Raw genomic sequence first — 22528 nt, 5'->3', positions numbered from 1 at the left:
TCGACACATGGTGGCGAACACCTCGACTTCTCGGTTAGTGTTCACTCACCCGATGATTCAGGTTAGCGAGGATTAACTGAGATGACAAGCCCGCTCACCTCCCGTGATCGCGCCAAGGCGGAACGCGCGGAGGCGCTGCTGCGCGCCGCGGCGTCGCTGTTCGCGGAGCGCGGCTACAACGGCGTGAGCCTCGAGGAGATCGGCGCGGCGGTCGGCGTCTCGGGCCCCGCGGTCTACCGCCACTTCGCCGGCAAGCAGGCTCTGCTCGGGGCTGTGCTCGTCAAGGTCAGCGAAGAGCTCGTGCACGGTGGCATCCGGGTGGCGGACACGTCCGACAGCGATATCGCGCGTCTGCACGCCCTGATCGCCTTCCACGTCGACTTCGCGCTGGGCAATGCCGACGTGATCCGGGTGCACGACCAGGATGTGGCGCATCTGTCGGATGCCGACCGCTCCGAGGTGCGCCGCCTGCAGCGCACCTACATCGAACGCTGGATCACCGCGCTGGGTGCCGTCGCCCCAGATGCCGGGAACGACGAACTCAGGCTGCGCGTGCAGGCCTGCTTCGGACTGATCAACTCGACGCCGCACTCGACGAAGAGCTCCACGCGCCGGCAGACGGCCACCGCGGCGATCCTCACCGCGATGGCCGAAGCCGCCATTCTCGCCGCTAGCTGAGCAGCATGGCCCGGCCGGGCTGCTCCAGGACCCCGGCGACGCTTCGAACGAATCGAGCCCCTTCGGCGCCGTCCACGATCCGGTGATCGAACGACAGACTCAGCGTCATGACATCACGCAGTGCGATCTCGCCGCGATGCTCCCATGGCTGTCGACGGATCGCGCCGATCGCCAGGATGCCGCCCTGTCCCGGCGGCAGGATCGGTGTGCCCGCGTCGACACCGAAGACTCCGATGTTCGAGATCGAGAAGGTGCCGCCAGCCAGGTCCGCGGGGGTGCTCCGGCCTTCGCGCGCCGTCTGTGCCAGCGAACGGATCCGGTCCGACAACTCGACCAGGGTGAGCGCCTGCGCCTCGCGGATGTTCGGCACCACGAGGCCGCGCTCGGTCGCTGCCGCGATCCCGAGGTCGACGTAGCCGAATCGGATGATCTCGCCGGCGGCATCGTCCCAGCGTGAGTTGAGCTCAGGGGTCGCGGCGAGAGCCAGGCAGACGGCCTTCGCCACCACGGCGAGCGGCCCGATCCGGTGGTCGCGCAGCGACGGGTCCGCGCGCAGGGACTCGAGCAACTCCATGGTTGCCGTGACGTCGACCGTGTGGAACACCGTGACGTGCGGGGCAGTGAACGCGCTCTGCGCCATCGCAACGGCCGTGTGCTTGCGCACGCCGCGAACCGGAATGCGGGTCTCGCGACGGTCCGGCTCGACGAACGAAGGTACGGGCGACGTCGCATCCGGCACGTGCGCGGAGATCCCGATGCGTTCGGCGAAGGCGTCGACGTCGTCCCGAGTGATCCGCCTGTCCCCCACGGATGCCGCGACGAGAGTCAGGTCCACGCCGAGGCGCTTCGCGTGAGCACGCACCGGAGGCGTCGACCGAGGGCGCTCGACATCGAGGTCGAGGGTCGCTGTCGGACGAGCGTCATGCGGCGCAGCATCCCGCACAGCGGCTTCGAGCACCGCGGTCTCGGCCGCCCCGACGCCGACACCGGAGCGGCGGCGAGCCCGGCGCGCAGGACGACCGGCAGCACTCGCCGCGGCTCCATAGCCGACCAGGTTCGGTTGAGGCGTGTCCTCATTCCTCGCCGCGCCGTCGTCAGCCGGCGGTGCTGCGACATCGGATACCGCCTTTGCGGCCGCGGCCGTGGGCACAGCATCCGTCCTGCGCACGCTCCCGTCATCTGCACCGGCGACGTCGAACGCGATGAGCGGCGCACCGACGGCGACGGTCTCTCCCGCCTCGGCGTGCAGTGCCCTGACCGTGCCCGCATACGGAGACGGCAGCTCGACGACCGCCTTCGCGGTCTCGACCTCGGCGAGCGTCTGATTGAGGGCGACCGGATCGCCGGGGGCCACCAGCCACTGCACCACTTCCGCCTCGGTCAGTCCCTCGCCGAGATCGGGCAGTCGGAACTCGGCGATCATGCGTCCGCTCCCGTCAGGGTGCCGGGCCGGTCGAGCACCCGATCGACCGCATCCAGGATCCGGTCGAGATCCGGGAGATGGTGCTTCTCCAACTTCGACGGCGGATAGGGGATGTCGTGTCCCGTGACCCGCAGCGGGGCGGCCTCGAGATGTTCGAAGCAGAGTTCGGTCAGACTCGCGATCACCTCGGCGGCGACCCCGGCCTCGCGCGACGCTTCGTGCACGACGACGACGCGACCGGTACGACGCACTGACGCGGACACCGTGTCGTAGTCGACGGGCGAGAGCGAGCGGAGATCGATCACCTCGAGCGACACCGACTCGTCCGCGGCCGCCTCCGCGGCCTGCAGCGCGGTTCCCACCATCGCCCCATAGGTCACGATCGTGGCGTCCGTTCCCGGACGCACGATCTGGGCTATTCCCATCGGGGGTGCATCTGCGAGCGGTATGTCGAGATCGACGTCGCCCTTGTGGTGATAGAGCCGCTTCGGCTCGAAGAAGATGACCGGGTCATCACAGGCGATCGCCTGACGGAGGCTGCGGTAGGCGTCCGTCGGATTCGACACCGCGACGACGCGGAGACCCGCTGTGTGCACGAAGTAGGCCTCCGGCGACTCGGAGTGGTGCTCTGCGGCCCCGATTCCTCCCGCCCAGGGGATGCGGATCGTGATCGGCATCCGCACCCTCCCCTGCGTGCGGTAGTGCAGCTTGGCGACCTGCGAGACGATCTGGTCGAACGCCGGATACACGAAGCCGTCGAACTGGATCTCGACGACCGGACGATATCCGCGGAACGCGAGTCCGACGGCGGTGCCGACGATGCCGGACTCGGCGAGCGGCGTGTCGATGACCCGCTGCGCGCCGAACTCGTCGAGCAGGCCGTCCGTGATGCGGAACACTCCCCCGAGCCGCCCGATGTCCTCGCCGAGGAGCACGACCTTGTCGTCATCCTGCATCGCGCGCCGCAGTCCGGCACCGAGGGCTTTGCCCAGCGTCATCTCGACCATGGTCAGTCCTCGTCCGCGAATCCGGCCAGGTAGGCCGCGTAATCCTCGCGCTGGCGCTGCAGCCCCGTGTGCGGCTCGGCGTAGACGCCGTCGAAGACCGCGAGCGGTGGGCGCGTCACCATGCCCAGGCATGCGGCGCGCATCTCGGCGGCAGCGGTGGCGGCCGCTGCGTCGTCGGCCGCGGCTCGCTCGTCGTCGCGCTCACCGAGACCCCGCAGGTAGGTGTCGACACGGTCGATGGGATCGCGACGCCCCCACTCCTCCAGGGCATCCTGTCCACGGTACCTCGTGGGATCATCAGCCGTGGTGTGCGGGCCCATCCGATAGGTCACCGTCTCGATGTAGGCCGGCCCCTTGCCCGACCTGGCGTGCGCGAGCGCCCAGCGCATCGCCGCCATGCACGCGAGGACGTCGTTGCCGTCCACCCGCAGACTCGGGATGCCGAAACCGGGAGCGCGCCCCGAGATCGGGAACTGCGATTGCACGGCGACCGGCTCGGAGATCGCCCAGTGGTTGTTCTGACACACGAACACGACGGGCGCACCGTAGGAGGCTGCGAACACCATGGCCTCGTTCACGTCGCCTTGACTCGTCGCGCCGTCGCCGAAGTAGGTCACGGCGACCTCGTCCGCACCGTCATGCAGGATCCCGAGCGCGTACCCGACCGCGTGAAGCGTCTGTGCGCCGATGATGATCTGCAGCGGTGCGACGCCCAGCGCGTCGGGATCGAATGCGGCTCCCTCCTCGCCGCGCCAGGTGCGCACATAGTCATGGGGACCCGCCCCGCGCGCATAGATCACCCCGGTCTCGCGGTAGCTGGGGAAGACGTAGTCCCTCGGCTCCAGGGCCCGGGCCGTGCCGATCTGCGCGGCTTCCTGGCCCTTGCAGGGTGCCCAGAGCCCGAGCTGCCCCTGACGCTGGAGGGCGAAGCCCTCGGCATCGATGCGTCGCAGCACGATCATGTCGCGCAGCAGATCGCGGAGCTGCTCGGCATCGACGTCTGCGACGAACGGGTCCAGCAGGGCGTTCGGCACGCGGGTGCCGCCCGGCGCGAGGATGCGCTCGGCGAGTTCGAGATCCTGCGCGGTGTCGACGATCGGGGTGAGTTGCGGTGACATCTTCGTCCTCCTCTGTCGTGGCGGCCCTTGTGGGACCCTGCACGTGCTCCGGCGCCATCGCCGGTATATCTGAGCGTACGTCTGCTCATCACGTCGCTCAAGCATTCGAGGATGCGCTGAGCATGTTGCCAATCTGACGGGCGGCCGGCAGTGCTACTGTTTGGCACTATGCCCGGAATGGACCGTATCGACCTCGAGATCCTCTCCGCGCTCGCCGAGGATCCGCGGACCACCATCGTCTCCCTCGCCGAATCGCTGCGTCTGTCGCGGAACACCATCCAGGCGCGGATGACGCGGCTGGAGCAGACGGGCGTCTTCCTCTCCTACGAGCGCTCGTTCTCCCCCGAGGTCCTGGGCTTCCCGCTGCAGGCCTTCATCAGCATCGGCGTGCGTCAGATCGAGCTGCCGCGCATCACCGCGGAACTGGCCCGCATCCCCGAGATCATCCAGGCGCACGGGCTCAGCGGATCCGTGGATCTGCTCGCCCGGGTCGCCTGCCGTGATGCGCGCCATCTCTTCGACACCGACGCCAGGATCCTGTCGATCGAGGGAGTGGAGCGCACCGAGACGTCCCTCGCGATGGGCGAGGTGATCCCGTTCCGGGTCGCGGGTCTCATCGGCCTCGCGCGACGGGAATCCTGAGGAATCGGCGAATCGCTCCTGCCGCTTCGGCCGGCGTCTCGTAATGGATGAGATGTCCGACGTGGGCGATCTCGACGAGCTCGGCGTCGGCGAACAACGTGGCGAGCACACGCTCGGCCTCGATCGGCGTGATGTCGTCGCGCTCGGCGGCGATCAGCAGGGTGGGGACGTCGATGCGACCGGCGAACTCTCGGACGTCGTGCGAGACGCTGGCGACGAAGGCGTCACGGAGCACGTCACGATCGGCGAACCTCGAGAAGTAGGTGTCGTGCTGATCGTGCACGAACCGGCGGATCGCGGGATCGGTGGTCTTCGCCATGGCGATGCTCATGACTCTGACGATGAGCGGATTCCGCAGCAGCGCGGTGCCGATCCTCTCGGGAAGCCGAGCGCCGAGCGCGTAGTACAGCACGGCGAGGCGGGTCATGACGCCCTTCGGCCCCTCCAGAGCGGGTGCGCCGATCGGGTTGATGAGGATGAGGCGGGGTGTCTGCAGGCCGGCGGCGACGGCGGCTGAGGTCACGATCGATCCGAACGAGTGTCCGAGGATCACCGCACCCGGAGCGACGGCATCGGTGAACGCGGTGAGCCATGCGGCGTACTCGTCGAGGTCATAGGCGCGACCGGGCGCGGGCGCGGTCTCGCCGAACCCAGGCAGGTCGGGCGCGATGACCCGCGCCTCCGGGAGGAAGGCGAGCACCGACTCGAGACCATGATGGTCACCCCGGAAGCCGTGCACGGCGATGATCGTCGTGGCTGCGTCGTCCGGCCCGTACTCCCAGTACGCCGTCTGCACGTCGCGCACCTCGATCGTGTGCCGTGACACCGGAAGTCGGCGCAGGCGATCGGCATACGGAGAGGGCACGGTCATCCCACGAGTCTACGGACTCGTCGTGAGTGCGCCGCGCGATGTCCGAGGCGGTGCATACGGTGAGAGCATGTCCGCCGCGTTCGATCCTCCGCACTGGCTCACACGCGTGGGCGTCTTCGATCTGGAGACCACGGGCGTCGACGTCACCCACGACCGGATCGTGACGGCTCACGTCGGCGTGCTCGATTCGACAGGACACGAGTTCGTCGCCAAGGACTGGCTCGCCGACCCCGGCGTCGAGATCCCCGAGGGAGCGACGGCCGTGCACGGCATCTCCACCGAGCGGGCCCGCCGAGAGGGACGCGCGGCGTCCACCGTCGTCGCCGAGGTCGTCGGCGCGCTCAGGTCTCTGCTCTCGCAGGGTGTGCCCATCGTGGCGTACAACGCGGCATATGACTTCTCGCTTCTCGCACACGAGTGCCGCCGCCATGGCATCGAGGCCCTGGTCGCCCCCTCGCCGATCATCGATCCGTACGTCATCGACAAGGCGTACGACCGATACCGGCCCGGCAAGCGCACCCTCGAGATCGTCGCTGCACACTACGAAGTGCTGCTGGAGGGGGCGCACGACGCGTCGGCGGATGCTGTGGCCGCGGGGCGCGTCGCTCAAGCACTCGGTCGCCGCTTCGCGCTCGCGGCAACGCCCCATCAGCTGCATGTCCAGCAGATCGGCTGGGCCCGCTCGCAGGCCGCGAGCCTGACGGAGTACTTCATCCGGATCGGGCGTCTCGACGCCGACGACGTGCTCGATGGCGGATGGCCGGTCAGGATGCCCGCGATCACCCCCGCGGAAGGCTGATCGCAGACTGTCCGGAGAGACGGGTACACTCGCCTTCACCCCCGATCAGCAGTGTCTTCGAGAGAGGAAGAACCCTGCGTTTCTGTTCCCGTGACGTTCAGCGGGTCGAGAGCACCTGGAAGCAGTTCGTCCCCTCGGCCGTGCTGCACGAGGTCGACCCGAACCGTTTCCGCTTCGACTGGCACTCCGCGGGTTTCCCCGGTCTGACGTTCGTCCGATATGACCTGTCCGCGGAGATCCGGTCCACCGCCGAACCGGTGGATCAGCTTCTGGCGTGCCGTGTGTCCGGCTCCGATGCGCAGGTGCGCTCGGACACGGACGACCTCGACGCCCGGCATCCGTGGTTCACCGACGGTGCACGCGTGCACGCCCGCTGGGGCGAGAGCGCACGCGTGAGTGCGCTGATCTTCGACCGTGCGACGCTCGAAGCGTATGCACGTCGAATGACAGGCGACGATCGCCTGTCATTGCGCGTCACCGAACTGTCGCCGAGAACGCCGACGGCCGGCAACGCATGGAACCGGATGTTCTCGTATCTCGAAGACACCATCGATGCGGATGACGCCGACACGCCCGCCGTTCGTGCAGAGCTGCAACGGCATGCCTTCGCCCTCACGCTCGCGACGTTCCCCACCACGATGGACGACTCGCTCCGTGCCCCCGCGCAGACCCGGCCGGCCCCCGTGACAGTGCGGCGCGCGCTCACCTACATCGCCGAGAACGCGCACCGCCCGATCACCGTCGACGATGTCGCGGATGCCGTGCACATCTCGACGCGGGGTCTGCAGTACGCCTTCCGACGCGCTCTCGACATCACGCCGACCGAAGCCCTTCGTCGTGCCCGCATGGACGGCGCACACCGAGAGCTCCAGAGCACCGAACGGTCAACGATCGCCGACATCGCACGTCGATGGGGGTACGCGCATCCTTCACGGTTCGCTGCCGCGTACCGGGCGGAGTTCGGGGTGCCGCCCTCGGTCACCGCCACCCGTCGCTGATCCGGATTCGCGCGCTGGCGGGGCGAGTTCTGCTGAGGAGGGATCCGAGCACCTGCAGCTCGGATCCCTCCTCACGTGTCAGTCCGCCGTGACGGAGCGCTGACAGCCGATCATTCGCCCGGGCGGATTCGACGACGGAGCATCAGCGCACCGAGGATGGTCGCGGCACCGCCGACGCCGATGGCGATGACCGGAACGTCGGACCCGGTCGAAGCCAGACCGGTGGTCGCGTGAGCAGACGTGTTCCGAGCGGTCGCGCTCATGGTTGCGGTGCTGCCCGGAACGGAGGGGCCGTGGGATGCGACGGGCCAGTGGCGTCGGTGGGATCCGTCGGGTCCGTGGGATCAGTGGGGTTCGTAGGATCAGTCGGATCGGTCGGGTCCGTAGGATCGGTCGGGTCCGTGGGATCGGTCGGGTCCGTGGGATCGGTCGGGTCCGTAGGATCAGTCGGGTCCGTGGGATCGGTCGGGTCCGTAGGATCAGTCGGATCGACGATCACGCAGTCGCCCGGAAGCGTTCCCGAGAACGCGAAGTAGTTGTTCCCGTTCTGCGCCTGGGCCAGGATCGTGGTCGCATCGCCCTGGATTCCTGAGATGCGGACGAGATCGGATGACTCACGGACGAGCAGCAGCGTACCGGTACCGATACCGACCACGCCATCGACCGTGACCAGATGCCCCCTCTGCGGATCGAGGGTCAGCCCCTCTCCGAACGGCTGCTGCAGTTCTGTACCGCTCGGCGACACGATCAGGCTGTTCCACTCCATCCACTGCGTGCCGGTCAGCGTGTCGCATCCGCTCGAAACCGGTTGGTTGTACGGAAGCCCCGCTGCGTGTGCGGGTATGGTGCCGAGCACTGCCAGACAGATTCCGGCGAACGTGGCCACCCCTCCGAGGGCAGCACGCTTCTTCGTCGTATTCATGAAAAGTCTCCCCAGACTTTGTATGCGATTCGTCGCAACAGCGTCGCCGTCGAGGTCAACGCAGCCGCCGATCCGGTGGGAGCGGAGGCTCGCGCACATGCGGTCGCGACAGACCGACAGTAAGAGCGGACGCTGAGCGACGGGACGAAGTGGGCACCCGCGACCCCTGGCGGGGGCTTCTCCCTCGGGTTCGCGTAATGAAACGCGGATCCATCGATCTGACTAACCCGACGGGAATGTAGTGACACCGCGCGAACAGAGTGTTCGCATCTCCCGCGCGTCGCGGACCCATGCCGCAGCCCGGTCCCGACGGAGCCGTAGCTTTCGAACATGGGTTCTCTGTACTACGGCGATTCGACGCCGATCCAGATCGACGATCGCGCGTTGGCTCACCTCAAGGTCGTCGTCGCCACGAAGCTTCGACGCAACGAGAGCTTCACGCTGTCATGGACTCATCCCGAGGGTCAGCCTGAAGGTCGCTCGACGATCTGGCTTCACCCCTCGATTCCGCTGCGCTTCGTGTTCGACGAACCGGAGGCGCCGAACCTCAGCCGCCGCTGGATCGAGGCCCTCGCCCATTCTGCGAACTCGAGCGGCGGCATCACCCTCGTGGGTGAGCTCCTGGACACTCCCGAGCCGAGCTGAAGCTGTTCAGATCACTTCGTCGTCCGTCACCACCGGTCGGCGCCCACGGCGACTGGCGAGCAGGATCAGCCCGATGATGAATGCGATCGCTCCCGCTCCCATCAGGATGTAGCCGACCATGTCGAGATCGATCCAGTCGAGCCTGATGTCCAGCGCGAAGACGAGGATCGCTCCGATCACGAACAGAACGATGCCGGTGCCGATGGTCATGGTCTTCCTCCTCAGGTCGATGAACCCACTGCTCACGACCATTCCGCCGTCGATCTGTCCAGGCATAGGGGCTTGACACGGGCGCTCGGGCCGTCTGCGTCACCGCGCGAGAAAGAGCGCCGGTACACCGGAATACATCTGTAAGGAAATAGTCCCGGGCACGAAAGGGGCGATGGTCCGCGCGAATACGACCTCTCCTAACACCCGAGAGTGGGAGAGCAACCCTCTCCTGAACGGACCGTGATGAAGCCCCGAATTCTCGCGCTGCTCGCCGCGGCGACTCTGCTGCTCGGCGCCCCCTCTCCTGTGCACGCCGACGACTCGAGCCCGCATCCCGATGTCGCTTACGCCATGGCTGCCGTGCCGGGCGGCGTCATGCTCGATGAGGACACCGTGATCTGGCCGGCGCTCGGGATGACCCTCTCCGCCGAGTCGCCGGAATCGGCAGTCAGCCGGACCGTTGGATCCTGCGGCACGGGTCTCTTCTGCGCGTACTCCGGCACCGACCAGTCCGGAACCAAGCTCTCGTTCAGCGCCTGCACGACCGTCAGCACCGCCGCGCTGAGCAGCGTCCGGTCTGTCGCGAATGCACGCAGCTCGGGGAACGTGCAGGCGCGGAACAGCTCAGGCACCGTGCTCGCCACGGCGGCCGCAGGGTCAGCGGTGAACGTCGGTGGGACCACCGTGAGTCTTCGGTGCACCCTGTGACATGACTGCTCATGCGACGTTCGAGGTGATGGGAAGATGGATACCATGTTCCGGTCCGGCCTCGCGCGTCGCATCGCACTCGCGGTGCCGACGCCGGAGCCCGACCTCGAGTCGGCGACGGCCGGTGCACCTACGGGTGCACCCGTCTCACCGGCCCACGTCGACTCTAAGGACGTCGCATACCGGCGCCTGTTCGATGAGCACTGGCCCCGCGTGCACCGACACATCGAATGCTTCCTCGACGATCGGGAGGACGTCGAGGAACTCACCGCCGAGGTGTTCGTCGCCGCATGGCGAAAGCTCGATCCGCGTAACCCGATGCCGCTGACATGGTTCCTCCGCACTGCCAACAACAAGCTGCGCGACAGCATCCGGCGCACCCGATCGCGGGAGCGCGTGATCGACGCACTGACTCGAGGACTGCGCCCGGAGCACGCCACCCTCGATCCTGCGGAGCGGCTGGCGGTGCGCTCGGCGCTCACTTCGCTGAGCGCACGCGAACGCCAGGTGGTCGTCCTCACCTATTGGGACGGCCTGTCCGCCGGCGAGGTCGCCGACGTCCTCCGCACCAGCCAGGCGGCCGTGTGGACGACGCTCACGAGGGCTCGAAACAAGCTCCGGATCGAGTTGGAAGGAGGAGATCATGTCGACCCTGAGCGATGAAATGCTCGATCGGATGTTCCGTGCCGCTAATCCGGCAACTCGTCCCGAGACGAGCGGACTCACCGCCGCGGAGATCGCGGTGCGGGAGAAGATCATCCGCGGCGCTCGGCCTCGAACCTCCCTTACTCGGCGCGGATGGGCGCTCGCCGGTCTCCCCGCGGCAGCTGCCGCAGCCGCGGTCGCGGTGCTCGTGGCGGTGAACGTCCTGAGCCCCGGCCAGCAGGCATCCGCGCTCGGTCCCCCACCACTGGACTACGCGCCCGCGGGCACGCTTTCGTCGGTGATCTCCACCGCAGAAGGTCAACTCCTCTCCGCACCCGATGTCGCTCAGGAATCGCGCGTGTCGACGGTCGGTTGGGCATGGAATGTCGACATGAGCGAGAAGCAGATCGAGATCGTGCCCCAGGACGTCGTTCTGGAGTGGACGCCAGGTGGCACTGCCCGAACGGTGATCACCGCCGGCGTCGCGTACTGGACTGCCGACGAGCGCCCCGACGGTCTGGACGGGAGCCCCTATAAGCCGGGAGAGGTGATCGACACCATCGACTCGGTCGTGGACGAGTCCTGGGTGCCGGCATCCGTCGCCGAGCTGAACGGCGTCGAGGGTCTCGAGCCCGCTCTCGCCGCGTTCGGTGCCGGCGGGGATTCTTCATCGGGTGAGGTGCTCGCCGCGATCACGGGGCTTCAGCAGTACTGGACGTTGGACGACGCCCAGCAGGCGGCGCTGCTCGACATCCTCGTGGACGCTGGTGAAGTGACCGTGCGTGGCGAGACCGAAGACAGACTCGGCCGCCCGGTGATCGGTCTGACGGTGTCATCGAGTGTTCCCGAGCGTGTGGAGACCCTGTTCATCTCGACCGAGACCGGTCGTCTGGCCGGAGTGGAGAGCGAGCTGGTCGGGCCCCTGGATGGATTGCCAGCCGGTGTGATCTCGTACACGATGTGGGACGCCGACGACGACTGATGGCACGTGGCGCCCAGGATCGGATGATCGGGCAGATCGCCACGCGAGATCGTACGAGATGCGCCGAAGCCGTCGACCGAGATCACCTCGCACGGTCTCGTTGCCGCGATTCCCGAGCTCGCGGCGCTCCCCCGGCCGCCCGCTGCGAGGGCGAAGCCCGCGGTGCCGCGGCGACGCCCTTCGACCCGGAGCTGGCGCTCGATCTCTGGCACGATGCGAGGGGCGAGTCCGTGCGGAGTGGCGGACGCATCCGCTTCGAGGTGGATCCGCAGAGCGGCGAGGCGACCTACCTGATCAAAGTCGGCGAGGGGCCGTGGGAGTATTTCGACAGCGGCGGCATCCCGCAGGGCATTTGATCGCGCCGCGCCAGATCCATCAGAAGGCGTCGATGCCCGTCGCCTCGACGGAAAGTGCCCACAGGCGATCTGCGGCCTCTGGATCGAGGGCCCACTCCTTGACCCCGCCGACGGTCATGTCGGAGAAGTCAGCCGGCACGACGCCCTTGATCGAGCAGTCCTCGCAATATACGCCGCCCCGGTCGACGAGTTCGGGTGCGGTCGCGGCCCACAGGCCGGTCGAGGCGCCCTGAGCCGGGGTCTTGAACCGGGGATTGGGCGTGCCGTCGACATCCATCCACTGGCGTGCGATCAGCTCCTCTCGCGGCATGTGGCGCTGCAGGTCGGTGAGGATTCCGCCGGGGTGCACCGAGTACGCGTGGATGCCGCGCGCTGCGGCGCGAGCATCCAGGCCGACCGCGAACAGCGCGTCCGCCGTCTTCGACTGACCGTACGCCACCCACGGGTCATAGGCGGTCTCGGCGAAGTTGACATCGTGGAACCGCACCGGGGACCGGAAGTGGGCCCCCGAGGAGTATGCGATCACGCGCGCACCCGGCGTCAGCAGTTCGGCCACGCCACCGACGAGAGCGAAGTGCCCGAGGTGGTTTGTGCCGAACTGCGACTCCCAGTGCTGCGGGGTGAGCTGGAAGGGAGACGCCATGATGCCTGCGACGTTGATGATGAGGTCGATGGGGGTCGCATCGGCGCGGACCAGTTCGGTGAACGCCGCGACGGAGTCGAGGTCGCCGAGGTCCATCGCGCTCACTCGTACGCCCGGCACGTCCGAGAGTGCCGCGCCGGCCGCGTCGGGACGGCGGGCCGGAACGATGACCTGCACTCCCGCATCCGCCAGAGCCCTGACCGTCTCGAGGCCGAGCCCGGAGTATCCGCCGGTCACGATCGCCGTCTTCTTGTGGAGGTCGACATCGGCGATGACTTCTGCGGCTGTTGTGCGATACCCGAAAGACGTCGTCATCGGCTGTTGGCGGGCGAGCATGTCGATCATCGTGGTCATGTCCGACACCATATGACCTAGAGTTCACTCAAAGTCAAGGAGAACGCATGGCCCGTGTACCCTTCCACGCCGATCAGGCGCTCAGTATCGGCGAGCTCGCGGACGCCACCGGTCTCAGCGTCCATACTCTCCGCTGGTACGAATCCCGAGGTCTCTTCCCCCGAGACGTACCACGAACCAGCGGAGGCCGCCGGTCCTACGGTCCCGAGACGGTCGGCTGGCTGACTCTGATCACCCGTCTTCGTGAGTCGGGTATGCCTGTGGCTGAGATGGCGAAGTACTCTGCCCTGGTACGCGAAGGCGAGGGGAACGAGTCCGAACGCCTCGCTCTGATGGAGGCGCATGCTGCTGCGCTCGACGATCAGATACACGCGCTGGTGGCATGCCGCGACGTGATCGGCGGCAAGGTCGACGCCTATCGGGCAGCGCTCATCGCACGCGGTGTGCTGGCTTCCTGAAACGAACATGAAGCTCAGAAGTAGGGCGGGCGGGACTTGAACCCGCGAATCGTTGGGTTATGAGCCCACTGCCTTAACCAGCTTGGCCACCGCCCCGTACGAGATCAGCCTACCGGCCCGTCCGGATGCTGTGGTGTCGCGGCCTCGTGCGTCTGCAGGTGACCGAGGTAGGTCTCGGCGTTCGTGATGAGACCCGCTCGTTCCTCATCGGTCAACGCGCGACGGACCTTGGCTGGCACGCCGGCGACCAGCGAACCATCGGGCACTTCGGTGCCGCCGAGCACCACCGCTCCCCCGGCGACGAGGCAGCCCGCACCGATGACCGCGCCGCTGAGCACCACGGCACCCATGCCGATCAGGGATCCGTCGCCGATCGTGCACCCGTGTACCACTGCATTGTGACCGATCGATACGTTCGCCCCGATCACGACCGCGTGGCCGGCATCCACGTGCACCGACACGTTGTCCTGCACGTTGCTGCCCGGGCCCACCACGATCGCTGCAGAATCCGCCCGCAGCACGGCGTTGTACCAGACGCTCGCTCCGGCTGACAGGGAGACGTCTCCGATGATGCGAGCGCCGTCCGCGACGAACGTGCCATCGGCGATCGACGGCGCTCGATCCGCGAGGGCGAGGACGGATGCTCCGGCAGCGATGCTCATAAGGCGAGACTACCCTCATTTCCGCATGTTTCCGCGGGTTTCGACGGGTGATAAGCCCAGCCTTCACTTGCTTGCGGAATGTTCCAGGCTGAGTAGCGTTGTCCTCAGCAACACAGATCAGACCACTCGGAGGAGCCCAAGATGAGCAAGGCACAGACCGTTTCCACCACCGCGAGCGACCCGACGGTTGCAGCCGCAGCCGCGCAGTTCCTCTCTCCCGTCGTCCTCGGCCTGCAGGCGCTGACCGTCAACGGCAAGCAGGCGCACTGGCACGTCCGCGGGGCGAACTTCGTCGGAGTCCACGAGCTCCTCGACACGATCGTCGAGCACGCCGGCGGCTTCGCCGACACCGCCGCGGAGCGCATCGTCGCCCTCGGCCTGCCGATCGACGCTCGCATCAGCGCCGTCGCCGAGAAGGCGTCCGCGACCTCGGTCCCCGCTGGATTCACCCAGTCCGATGAGCTGATCCGCGCCGTGATCGCCGATATCGACGCGATCCTCGTCGACACCCAGGCTGCCATCGATGGGCTCGACGAGGTCGACCTCACCAGCCAGGACGTGGCGATCGAGATCAAGCGCGGACTCGACAAGGACCGCTGGTTCCTCGTCTCGCACATCGCCGCCTGAGTCGAACCGCATGACGGAGGGGCTGCCGGATCGGATCCGGCAGCCCCTCCGTCGTCTCCGCAGGCTCCGTCGTCTCAACCGACGTAGGTGACCCGACCGGCGAGCAGTGTCGCGACGATCGGCATCCGCCGCAGCGCCTGTCCTCGAGTCGTGAGCGGATCGGAGCCGCAGATCGCGATATCGGCGGGGTCGCCGGGACGCAGCGATGTCCGGGTGCTGGCGGCCAGAGCCTGATCGATGGTGAGCCGTTGTTCCGGATGCCAGGGCTCGCGGTCGTCATCAGTGCGGTCCACCGCCGCCGAGATGGCCTGCCACGGGTCGAGCGCCGACACGGGCGCATCCGATCCGAACCGAAGCTCCACGCCGGCGTCACGCAGCGCAGCGAGCGGATACCCGATCGACGTCTGCTCCGCCCAGTGGGTCGCGACGAGATCACGATCGTCCAGCGCATGCTGGGGCTGCACGCTCGCCGCGACTCCGAGTCGAGCGAACCTCACGAGGTCCGCATGCCGCACCAGCTGCGAATGCTCGATCGAGCCGAACGCTCCGGTGGCGGTGAACGCGTCGAGCGCGGCGGTCACCGCGCGATCGCCGATCGCGTGCACCGCGACTCCCAGTCCTGCGCCGGTCGCCGTCGTCAGCAGGTCGATGAGATCGGTGGGCGACACGGTGAGGATGCCGTAGTCCCCGGTGTCTCCGGAATAGTGGTGTGAGCAGGCCGCGGTACGCGTGCCCAGCGACCCGTCACTGATGACCTTGAGCGGCCCCACCGTCACCAGGTCGCTGCCGTACGACTCCCCGGTCCGCAAGCCCTCAGCGATCGCGCGTTCGAGATCGTAGGGGTACACCGCGAACTCGACACGGTGAGCAGCGAACCCGGCGCCTGCTCTTCGGTGCCAAGCATCCGCGTTCCACGCCATATCGAAATCGACGAGACCTGTCACGCCCCTGGCAGCGGCTCGCTCCCCCGCGCGACGCACCGCCGCGTCCGCATGGGACGGATCCACCGCATTGAGACGGCGGGAGATCTCGAAGGCGTCCTCTTCACGCAGCACTCCGTCGAGGGCCTCGAAACCCTCGCGGCGCAGGGCGGCGGAGTTGAGCCAGGTGCTGTGCACGTCGGCGTTGATCAGGTAGGTCGGGACATCGCCTGTCGCGCGATCGATGACCTCGAGCGAGGGGGCGTCCTTCCAGAGCGCATCGCGGAAGCCCGCGCCCACGCGTCGTCCATCAGGCAGCGGAGCGACATCGCGCATCCGTTCTGCGGCGTCGACCGCAGAGGCCGCTCCGACCAGCGCGACCCGCCCCTCGGCGAGTGCCCACTGGACGGTGTGCACGTGGTTGTCCCACAGCCCCGGCACCGCCCACGCGCCCCCGGCGTCGAGAACCTCGCCGTGCGGGCGGAGCGCGCCCGTCGGCGCGATGTCGGCGATGACGCCCGACTCGATGAGAATGTCGACGGGCTCCTCATCGATGAGGAACTCCCTGCCTGCGCCCGCGATGCGGACCCCGCTGATGGTCCCGATCGTGCCGCCGATCATCGACGTCCCTCGGCGAGGGCCTCGTGCGCGCGACGCATCTCGGCGGCGAGGGCGGGCTGCGCGTACGGACCGTCGCCCTCCAACTCCGCGATGACCGTCTCCACCACGTCGACGGGCTTGTTCTGGCTCAGTTTGCGCTTCGCCGTGATGCGGGTCGGGCGCAGACGGAAGCCGACGGTGCCCGCCTCCAGACGCGACACGAACGCCTCGTCGTTGGGACGCTCCCACATGAGCCGGGGATCCGGCATCCGCTCTTCGAAGCGTGCGACGAGGCGATCGAGCACCTGAAGGTTCTCATCGCGGGAGAGGATCTCGGGCACGCCCGCCAGATGGACCGCCACATAGTTCCAGGTCGGCACCGCGGGCACGTCGCCGTACCATCCCGGCGAGATGTAGCCGTGCGGCCCCTGGAACACGATGATCATCTCGCGATCGCCCATGCCGTGGATCGCGTCGTCCGGACGACCGACATGGCCCACGACCGTCAGGTCGTCATGGGTCTCGTCGAGAAGCACCGCATAATGCGATGCGACCAGGCCATCGGGCCCTGCGCTCATGATCGTCGCCCAGGGATTCGCGTCGATCACGCGGCGCATCTCGTCGACGTCGGCCAGGGTGAAGCTCGGATTCTGACGCATGGAACGAGCCTATGCCTGGCAGCGAGGGCACCAGTACAGCTTGCGGGCGCCGATCTCCTCCAGGGCGATCTCGGTACCGCACACGCGGCAGGGCAGGCCGGCACGGTGGTACACCCAGTGCCGGTCGTCGCGACTGGCCATCGCGGCCCGGTACTGCTCAGGCGAGAGGTCGTCCATCGTCATCATCTGACCGGTCTCGACGCCGATCGCCAGCAGCCGCACCCAGTCGTGCCACAGCGCCCGCACGACGTCCTCCGGCACGGAGCGGCCCGGGGTGTGGGGGTTGAGACGCTGACGGAAGAGCATCTCGGCACGGTAGACGTTGCCGATGCCGCTGACGACCGACTGGTCCATGAGCAGCAGTGCGATCACCGTGGACTTCTTGCGCACGGCGCGGACGAACCGCTCCTCGTTCTCCACCGGGTCGCCGACGAGCGGATCGGGACCGAGCTTCGCGACCGTGGCGAGCATCTCGTCTGGCGTCTGCAGCACACAGGCTGTAGGCCCGCGAAGGTCGGCCGCGGTGAGCTCGGTCATGAGACGCAGACGGACCTGGCCGACCACCGGCGGCGGCCACTTCGCACCCTCGTCCGACAGCCCCTTGGTCTGCTCCGACATCCGCACGTGCACGCGTGCACGACGGGGAGCGCCGATGGACGACAGCGAGTTCTCTCCCGCGTCATCGAGGATCGGATCGCCAAGAGCCTGGTCGCCGAGATCGGTGCCGCGCTGGTTGGTCTGCCCCATCCGGCCGTTCGCCGAGGCGATGGTCGGATCGACGAGGATCGAGCCGGCGAAGTCCCACGCACCGTAGAGCCCGAGGTGCACGCGCAGCCACAGATCCCCCTCGGTCTCGAGGAACATCTGCTTTCCGACCGCCTGTACGCTCACGGCCTCGCGACCGTCGAGCAGCGCGGCTCCCTCGGCGAACCGGCCCTGCGGGCTGGAGGCCGACATCACCCGCCCGATGAAGTTGCGATCGAACTGACGAGCGATGCGGTGGACGGAGTGCCCCTCGGGCATGTCAGGCCCGGGGGTCCGGCAGCAGCGATCCGTCGCGCTCGTAGTCGGCGATCTGGCCGATGCGACGGACGTGACGCTCCTCGTTCGAGAACGGGGTGGCGATGAAGGTGTCGATGAACGTCGTCACCTCGTCGAAGGTGTGCTGACGAGCGCCGATCGAGATCACGTTCGCATCGTTGTGCTCGCGGGCGAGCTCTGCCGTCGAGACGTTCCACACGAGCGCGGCCCGGATCCCCTGCACCTTGTTCGCGGCGATCTGCTCGCCGTTGCCGGACCCGCCGAAGACGATGCCGAGCGCCTCGACACCCGCACTCTGATCAGCGACGACAGCCTGGGCCGCGCGGATGCAGAACGAGGGGTAGTCGTCGACCGCGTCGTACTCGATCGGCCCGTGGTCCACGACCTCGTGCCCGGCCGAACGCAGGTGCTCCTGCAGCTGCGTGGAGAAGTCGAGGCCGGCGTGATCGGTGGCGATGTGGATGCGCATGATCTCCATCCTAGAAGTGAGGGAAGCGTCGACGATGCCGAGTGACGTGGAGGTTCAGGGAGCGATTCCTGCGGCCGCCGGCTTGAATCCGGCGCGGATGTTCTCGCAGCATCCGGGGCGGCACACGTCGAAGGCTCCGGGCAGCGACGTGACGTGCGGCCGATCCTCGTTGGGGCGCCCTTCCAAGCGCTCCTGGATCAGATCGACGATGCCCGCGACGAACGACGGCGCGACGCCGGGGGTCGGCGTTCGGGTGAAGGCGAGCCCTGCCTCCTCAGCGGCCTCGGCCGCCTCGGTGTCGAGATCCCAGAGCACCTCCATGTGGTCGCTCATGAATCCGACGGGGACGACGGCGACCGCCTTGCGCCCGCGACCGGACAGCTCGCCGATCACATCGCACACGTCAGGCTCGAGCCACGGCTGCGAGGCGGGGCCGGAGCGGGACTGGTAGACGAGCTCCCACGCGACATCGGATGCCTCGGGCACGCTCTCGCACACGCGATCCATCACCCACGCCGCGACCGCGAGGTGCTGGGCGGCGTAGGCGCCCCCCTCGCCCCACTCGATGTCGCGGGCGCCCGAGCGCTCGGCATCCGCCGTGGGGATGCTGTGGGTCGAGAACAGGATCTGAATGTCGGATGCCGCGATCCCCTGGGCGAGGAAGCCCTCGACGGCCTCGCGGACGCCGGTCTCGAACGCCTCGACGAAGCCGGGGTGGTCGTAGAAGGGACGGATCTTGTCGATCGTCACGGTGTCGCCGAGTCCGGTCTCCTCGAGGACCCTGGCGAAGTCCTCACGGTACTGACGGCAGCTAGAGAACGAGCTGTAGGCGCTCGTCGCGAAGGCGAGAAGAGTGGTGTGACCGTTGTCCGCGGCCTCGGTGACGACCTCCTCGAGGTACGGCGCCCAGTTGCGATTGCCCCAGTAGACGGGCAGGTCGATGCCCCGACGCACGAGCTCCTGCTGCAGCGCATCCTTCAGGACGCGGTTCTGCCCGTTGATCGGGCTCACGCCGCCGAAGTGCCGGTAGTGGTGTGCGACCTCTTCGAGCCGCTCGTCGGGGATGCCGCGCCCTCGCGTGACGTTCCGCAGGAACGGGATGACATCGTCCTGCCCCTCCGGTCCGCCGAAGCCGGCGAGCAGGATGCCGTCATACGCAACGGGGGTCGTCACATACGGCGCGCCGTCCGCTGCCGCGGACGACGCAAAGGGAACGATTGTCGGATCGGTCGCAGTCACCCCTCCATCCTTTCACCATCCGGGAGGAGGAGGTGTCCATTGCTGGCGTAGGCTGTCATGGTTGTCGTGGGTGCCAACTGCGCCCCGACCGCGACAACGTCCCCTCACCCCTGGGAGTACAAGCAGTGCCTGGAGAGAACCTCACCCGCATCGAAGCGCAGGAGCGCCGCGACGTCATCGACACCCAGTCGTACGAGATCGCCCTCGATCTCACGAAGGGCGCCGAGGTCTTCGGCTCTCGGAGCGTCGTGCGGTTCACCGCCGCGCCAGAGAGCTTCACCTTCATCGATCTCATCGCTCGCGATGTGCGGGAGATCTCGCTCAACGGAGAGCAGCTCGACCCCGATGAGGTGTACGCCGACTCGCGTATCGCCCTCACCGGCCTGCAGGACGAGAACGTCCTCGTCGTCGATGCGGACTGCGAGTACACGAACACCGGCGAGGGCCTGCATCGGTTCGTCGATCCGGTCGACGACGAGGTGTACCTCTACTCGCAGTTCGAGGTCCCCGACTCCCGCCGCGTCTTCGCGGTCTTCGAGCAGCCCGACCTGAAGGCGACGTTCCAGTTCACCATCACCGCTCCCTCCGCGTGGAAGGTCGTCTCGAACTCCCCCACCCCCGAGCCGATCGTCCACGACGACCCGAACATCGCCACGTGGGGCTTCGAGCCGACGCCGCGCATCTCCTCGTACATCACCGCTCTGATCGCCGGCCCGTACGAGTCGACGTTCTCCGAGCTGACGAGCGCTTCGGGTCGTGTGATCCCGCTCGGCGTGTACGGCCGCAAGAGCCTCTGGCAGCACCTCGATGCCGACTACATCTTCGACAAGACCCGCGAGGGCTTCGCGTACTTCGAGTCGAAGTTCGGCGTGCCGTACCCCTTTGCGAAGTACGACCAGTTGTTCGTGCCGGAGTTCAACGCGGGTGCCATGGAGAACGCGGGTGCGGTGACCTTCACCGAGACCTACGTGTTCCGCAGCAAGGTCACCGACGCCGTCAAGGAGCGTCGCGTGGTCACGATCCTGCACGAGCTCGCGCACATGTGGTTCGGCGACCTCGTCACGATGAAGTGGTGGAACGACCTCTGGCTGAACGAGTCGTTCGCCGAGTGGGCGTCGACCATCGCGACGGCCGAGGCCACGGAGTGGACCGAGGCCTGGACGACGTTCAACGCCATGGAGAAGACCTGGGCCTACCGCCAGGACCAGCTCCCGTCGACGCATCCGATCGTCGCCGAGATCAACGACTTGCAGGACGTCCTGGTCAACTTCGACGGCATCACCTATGCGAAGGGCGGATCGGTGCTCAAGCAGCTCGCCGCCTGGGTGGGCATCGAGGCGTTCTTCACCGGTGTCTCGCAGTACTTCCAGAAGCACTCCTGGGGCAACACCGAGCTGAGCGATCTGCTCACCGAGCTCGAGGCGACGAGCGGCCGCGACCTCAGCACCTGGTCGAAGAAGTGGCTGGAGACCGCCGGCGTCAACACGCTCGAGCCGGTGATCGCCGAGGAGCACGACGGAACGATCTCGCGCTTCGCCGTGACGCAGACCGCACCGGCCGACTATCCGACGATCCGCCCGCACAGGCTTGGCATCGGGTTCTACTCACTCCGCGACGGCGCGCTCGTCCGTTCGCACTACGTCGAGGTCGATGTCGACGGCGACCGCACCGAGATCCCAGAGCTCAAGGGACTCACGCGCCCCGACCTCATCCTGCTCAACGACAACGACCTCGCGTACGCGAAGATCCGCCTCGACGAGAAGTCCCTCGCCACCGCGATCGCGCACCTCGCCGACATCCACGATCCGCTCGCACGCTCGCTCGTGTGGGGAGCCGCCTGGGATCAGACGCGCGACGCCGAGACCGCGGCATCCGACTACATCGATCTGGTACTCGGGAACATCGGGCGCGAGACCGAGTCGACCACAGTGCGGACGACCCTGGCTCAGCTGCGCACCGCGGCGGCCCTGTACGTCACGCCCGCCGACCGGGCAGCCGCCCGCCAGAAGGTCGCCGACGGCCTGTGGGAGCTCGCGGAGGCCGCTGAGGCGGGCAGCGACAGCCAGCTGCAGTTCGTGACGGCGTTCGCCAATTCCCTCGTCACCCCCGAGCACGCCGGCATCGTCGGGCGTCTGCGCTCAGGCGAGGAGACGCTCCCCGGCCTCGAGATCGATGCCGACCTGAACTGGCAGCTGCTGGTCGGGCTCGCCACGATCGGGGCGACGGATGCCGCGACCATCGACGCCGCGCTCGCTGCGGACAACACCGCGAAGGGCGGCGAGTTCGCCGCCCAGGCCCGCGCAGCCCTGCCCGACCTGGAATCGAAGAAGGCCGCGTGGGCGTCGCTGATCGAGCGCGACGATGCGCCGAACACGATCGTCCGCTCCGCCGCGCTCGGCTTCGTGCATCCCGCCGGCGTCGACGTGCTCGCGGACTTCGTTCCCGCGTACTTCGACATGCTGATCCCGGTGTGGGAGTCCCGCACCTACCAGATCGCGCAGTACCTGGTCGTCGGTCTGTTCCCCACCGCACTCGCGAACCTGACGCTGCGCGACACCACACGCGGCTGGCTCGCGGAGCACCAGGATGCTGCGCCCGCGCTGCGGCGTCTCGTGCTGGAGAACCTCGCCGACGTGGAGCGTGCGCTCGCCGCGCAGTCCCGCGACGCCGAGGACTGACCGGACGACAGCGAGAAGGGCTCAGGTCGATGCGTTTCGCGTCGACCTAGGGCGGCCCGCGTGTCGTGGAGTGTTGTTCTCATTTCCGTTCTGGTTAGGCCGCTTTGGCGGCGGTGGTCCGTGTCAGATGGGCCATCGCTTCGGCTGGAGTGGCGTAGCCCAGGGCTTGATGGC

Annotated in this window: 26 protein-coding genes and 1 tRNA gene; 12 read left to right on the top strand and 15 right to left on the bottom strand. The window is 67.7% G+C overall.

Annotated features, from left to right (window positions below):
• The first annotated feature begins 81 nt into the window (after positions 1-81).
• Positions 82-678, top strand: coding sequence for a TetR/AcrR family transcriptional regulator (locus ACI3KS_RS07080; protein ID WP_404916649.1), 597 nt, complete (start codon positions 82-84; stop codon positions 676-678).
• Here ACI3KS_RS07080 and ACI3KS_RS07075 read toward each other — a convergent pair.
• From ACI3KS_RS07075 to ACI3KS_RS07065, 3 genes are read right to left on the bottom strand one after another with little or no spacing between them, the layout of a single operon-like run.
• Positions 671-2101 (bottom strand): dihydrolipoamide acetyltransferase family protein, encoded by a 1431-nt coding sequence (locus ACI3KS_RS07075; protein WP_404916647.1) that lies wholly within the window; start codon positions 2099-2101, stop codon positions 671-673. The two genes, ACI3KS_RS07080 and ACI3KS_RS07075, sit on opposite strands and share 8 nt — an antisense overlap.
• A complete protein-coding gene (locus tag ACI3KS_RS07070; RefSeq protein ID WP_404916645.1) occupies positions 2098-3108 on the bottom strand; it encodes an alpha-ketoacid dehydrogenase subunit beta in 1011 nt (336 codons plus the stop codon). The genes ACI3KS_RS07075 and ACI3KS_RS07070 overlap by 4 nt, the downstream gene beginning before the upstream one ends.
• A 2-nt stretch (positions 3109-3110) precedes the next feature.
• A complete protein-coding gene (locus ACI3KS_RS07065) occupies positions 3111-4226 on the bottom strand; it encodes a thiamine pyrophosphate-dependent enzyme (RefSeq protein WP_404916643.1) in 1116 nt (371 codons plus the stop codon).
• A gap of 168 nt (positions 4227-4394) precedes the next feature.
• Between ACI3KS_RS07065 and ACI3KS_RS07060 the strand changes: the two genes are divergently transcribed.
• A complete protein-coding gene (locus ACI3KS_RS07060; protein WP_404916641.1) occupies positions 4395-4868 on the top strand; it encodes an Lrp/AsnC family transcriptional regulator in 474 nt (157 codons plus the stop codon).
• Here ACI3KS_RS07060 and ACI3KS_RS07055 read toward each other — a convergent pair.
• A complete protein-coding gene (locus tag ACI3KS_RS07055) occupies positions 4840-5739 on the bottom strand; it encodes an alpha/beta fold hydrolase (protein WP_404916639.1) in 900 nt (299 codons plus the stop codon). The two genes, ACI3KS_RS07060 and ACI3KS_RS07055, sit on opposite strands and share 29 nt — an antisense overlap.
• 67 nt (positions 5740-5806) lie before the next feature.
• Here ACI3KS_RS07055 and ACI3KS_RS07050 point away from each other — a divergent pair, with 67 nt between their 5' ends.
• Entirely contained in the window at positions 5807-6538 is a 732-nt protein-coding gene (locus ACI3KS_RS07050; protein ID WP_404916637.1) for a 3'-5' exonuclease, read from the top strand.
• A 140-nt stretch (positions 6539-6678) separates the two neighbouring features.
• The gene (locus ACI3KS_RS07045) at positions 6679-7536 is read left to right on the top strand and encodes a helix-turn-helix transcriptional regulator (RefSeq protein WP_404916635.1); all 858 of its coding nucleotides are present in this window, start codon (positions 6679-6681) and stop codon (positions 7534-7536) included.
• 110 nt (positions 7537-7646) lie between these two features.
• Here ACI3KS_RS07045 and ACI3KS_RS07040 read toward each other — a convergent pair whose 3' ends face one another.
• Both ACI3KS_RS07040 and ACI3KS_RS07035 read right to left on the bottom strand, forming a co-directional pair.
• Positions 7647-7799 (bottom strand): LPXTG cell wall anchor domain-containing protein, encoded by a 153-nt coding sequence (locus tag ACI3KS_RS07040; protein ID WP_404916633.1) that lies wholly within the window; start codon positions 7797-7799, stop codon positions 7647-7649.
• Entirely contained in the window at positions 7796-8458 is a 663-nt protein-coding gene (locus ACI3KS_RS07035; protein ID WP_404916631.1) for a hypothetical protein, read from the bottom strand. The genes ACI3KS_RS07040 and ACI3KS_RS07035 overlap by 4 nt, the downstream gene beginning before the upstream one ends.
• A gap of 330 nt (positions 8459-8788) precedes the next feature.
• Between ACI3KS_RS07035 and ACI3KS_RS07030 the strand changes: the two genes are divergently transcribed.
• Positions 8789-9103 carry a hypothetical protein gene (locus ACI3KS_RS07030; RefSeq protein WP_404916629.1) on the top strand — a complete coding sequence of 105 codons (315 nt, stop codon included), beginning with the start codon at positions 8789-8791 and terminating at the stop codon, positions 9101-9103.
• A gap of 6 nt (positions 9104-9109) precedes the next feature.
• Here ACI3KS_RS07030 and ACI3KS_RS07025 read toward each other — a convergent pair whose 3' ends face one another.
• Positions 9110-9313, bottom strand: a complete 204-nt coding sequence (locus ACI3KS_RS07025; RefSeq protein ID WP_404916627.1) for a DUF6458 family protein — start codon at positions 9311-9313, stop codon at positions 9110-9112.
• Between the two features lie 243 nt (positions 9314-9556).
• Between ACI3KS_RS07025 and ACI3KS_RS07020 the strand changes: the two genes are divergently transcribed.
• The 4 genes from ACI3KS_RS07020 to ACI3KS_RS07005 are packed head-to-tail and all read left to right on the top strand — an operon-like array spanning position 9557 to position 12004.
• Entirely contained in the window at positions 9557-10021 is a 465-nt protein-coding gene (locus ACI3KS_RS07020; protein ID WP_404916625.1) for a peptidase inhibitor family I36 protein, read from the top strand.
• A gap of 36 nt (positions 10022-10057) precedes the next feature.
• Positions 10058-10684 (top strand): RNA polymerase sigma factor, encoded by a 627-nt coding sequence (locus ACI3KS_RS07015; RefSeq protein WP_404916623.1) that lies wholly within the window; start codon positions 10058-10060, stop codon positions 10682-10684.
• Positions 10665-11648: a hypothetical protein gene (locus ACI3KS_RS07010; protein WP_404916621.1), complete on the top strand. Its 984-nt coding sequence runs from the start codon at positions 10665-10667 to the stop codon at positions 11646-11648. Before ACI3KS_RS07015 ends, ACI3KS_RS07010 begins: the two co-directional genes overlap by 20 nt.
• Complete coding sequence (locus tag ACI3KS_RS07005; RefSeq protein WP_404916619.1) at positions 11648-12004, top strand: hypothetical protein; 357 nt, start codon at positions 11648-11650, stop codon at positions 12002-12004. Before ACI3KS_RS07010 ends, ACI3KS_RS07005 begins: the two co-directional genes overlap by 1 nt.
• Before the next feature lie 19 nt (positions 12005-12023).
• Here the strand turns inward: ACI3KS_RS07005 and ACI3KS_RS07000 are convergent, their stop codons facing one another.
• Positions 12024-13001 carry an oxidoreductase gene (locus tag ACI3KS_RS07000; protein WP_404916617.1) on the bottom strand — a complete coding sequence of 326 codons (978 nt, stop codon included), beginning with the start codon at positions 12999-13001 and terminating at the stop codon, positions 12024-12026.
• 47 nt (positions 13002-13048) lie between these two features.
• Between ACI3KS_RS07000 and ACI3KS_RS06995 the strand changes: the two genes are divergently transcribed.
• Positions 13049-13459, top strand: a complete 411-nt coding sequence (locus tag ACI3KS_RS06995) for a MerR family transcriptional regulator (RefSeq protein WP_404916615.1) — start codon at positions 13049-13051, stop codon at positions 13457-13459.
• A gap of 21 nt (positions 13460-13480) precedes the next feature.
• On the opposite strand, the gene ACI3KS_RS06990 is transcribed toward ACI3KS_RS06995, so the two are convergent.
• Positions 13481-13555: transfer RNA gene (locus ACI3KS_RS06990), tRNA-Ile, on the bottom strand.
• An 8-nt stretch (positions 13556-13563) separates the two neighbouring features.
• On the bottom strand, positions 13564-14121 hold the full coding sequence (locus ACI3KS_RS06985) for a gamma carbonic anhydrase family protein (RefSeq protein ID WP_404916613.1): 558 nt from the start codon (positions 14119-14121) through the stop codon (positions 13564-13566).
• 141 nt (positions 14122-14262) lie between these two features.
• Between ACI3KS_RS06985 and ACI3KS_RS06980 the strand changes: the two genes are divergently transcribed.
• Positions 14263-14748: a Dps family protein gene (locus tag ACI3KS_RS06980; RefSeq protein ID WP_404916611.1), complete on the top strand. Its 486-nt coding sequence runs from the start codon at positions 14263-14265 to the stop codon at positions 14746-14748.
• Between the two features lie 74 nt (positions 14749-14822).
• Here the strand turns inward: ACI3KS_RS06980 and ACI3KS_RS06975 are convergent, their stop codons facing one another.
• The 5 genes from ACI3KS_RS06975 to ACI3KS_RS06955 are packed head-to-tail and all read right to left on the bottom strand — an operon-like array spanning position 14823 to position 19676.
• Positions 14823-16289 carry an amidohydrolase gene (locus ACI3KS_RS06975; protein WP_404916609.1) on the bottom strand — a complete coding sequence of 489 codons (1467 nt, stop codon included), beginning with the start codon at positions 16287-16289 and terminating at the stop codon, positions 14823-14825.
• Positions 16286-16927: an FMN-binding negative transcriptional regulator gene (locus ACI3KS_RS06970; RefSeq protein ID WP_404916607.1), complete on the bottom strand. Its 642-nt coding sequence runs from the start codon at positions 16925-16927 to the stop codon at positions 16286-16288. The genes ACI3KS_RS06975 and ACI3KS_RS06970 overlap by 4 nt, the downstream gene beginning before the upstream one ends.
• A 9-nt stretch (positions 16928-16936) precedes the next feature.
• Positions 16937-17950 carry an Fpg/Nei family DNA glycosylase gene (locus ACI3KS_RS06965; RefSeq protein ID WP_404916605.1) on the bottom strand — a complete coding sequence of 338 codons (1014 nt, stop codon included), beginning with the start codon at positions 17948-17950 and terminating at the stop codon, positions 16937-16939.
• Position 17951: 1 nt separating this feature from the next.
• Entirely contained in the window at positions 17952-18437 is a 486-nt protein-coding gene (locus tag ACI3KS_RS06960; protein ID WP_404916603.1) for a ribose-5-phosphate isomerase, read from the bottom strand.
• A 54-nt stretch (positions 18438-18491) separates the two neighbouring features.
• Complete coding sequence (locus ACI3KS_RS06955; RefSeq protein WP_404916600.1) at positions 18492-19676, bottom strand: ferrochelatase; 1185 nt, start codon at positions 19674-19676, stop codon at positions 18492-18494.
• A gap of 125 nt (positions 19677-19801) precedes the next feature.
• Between ACI3KS_RS06955 and pepN the strand changes: the two genes are divergently transcribed.
• On the top strand, positions 19802-22354 hold the full coding sequence (pepN, locus tag ACI3KS_RS06950) for an aminopeptidase N (protein ID WP_404916598.1): 2553 nt from the start codon (positions 19802-19804) through the stop codon (positions 22352-22354).
• Positions 22355-22528 lie beyond the last annotated feature (174 nt).

This window comes from Microbacterium sp. ZW T5_45, from assembly GCF_044987415.1.
GTDB lineage: Bacteria > Actinomycetota > Actinomycetes > Actinomycetales > Microbacteriaceae > Microbacterium.
This window is presented reverse-complemented; position numbering and strand designations above follow the sequence as displayed.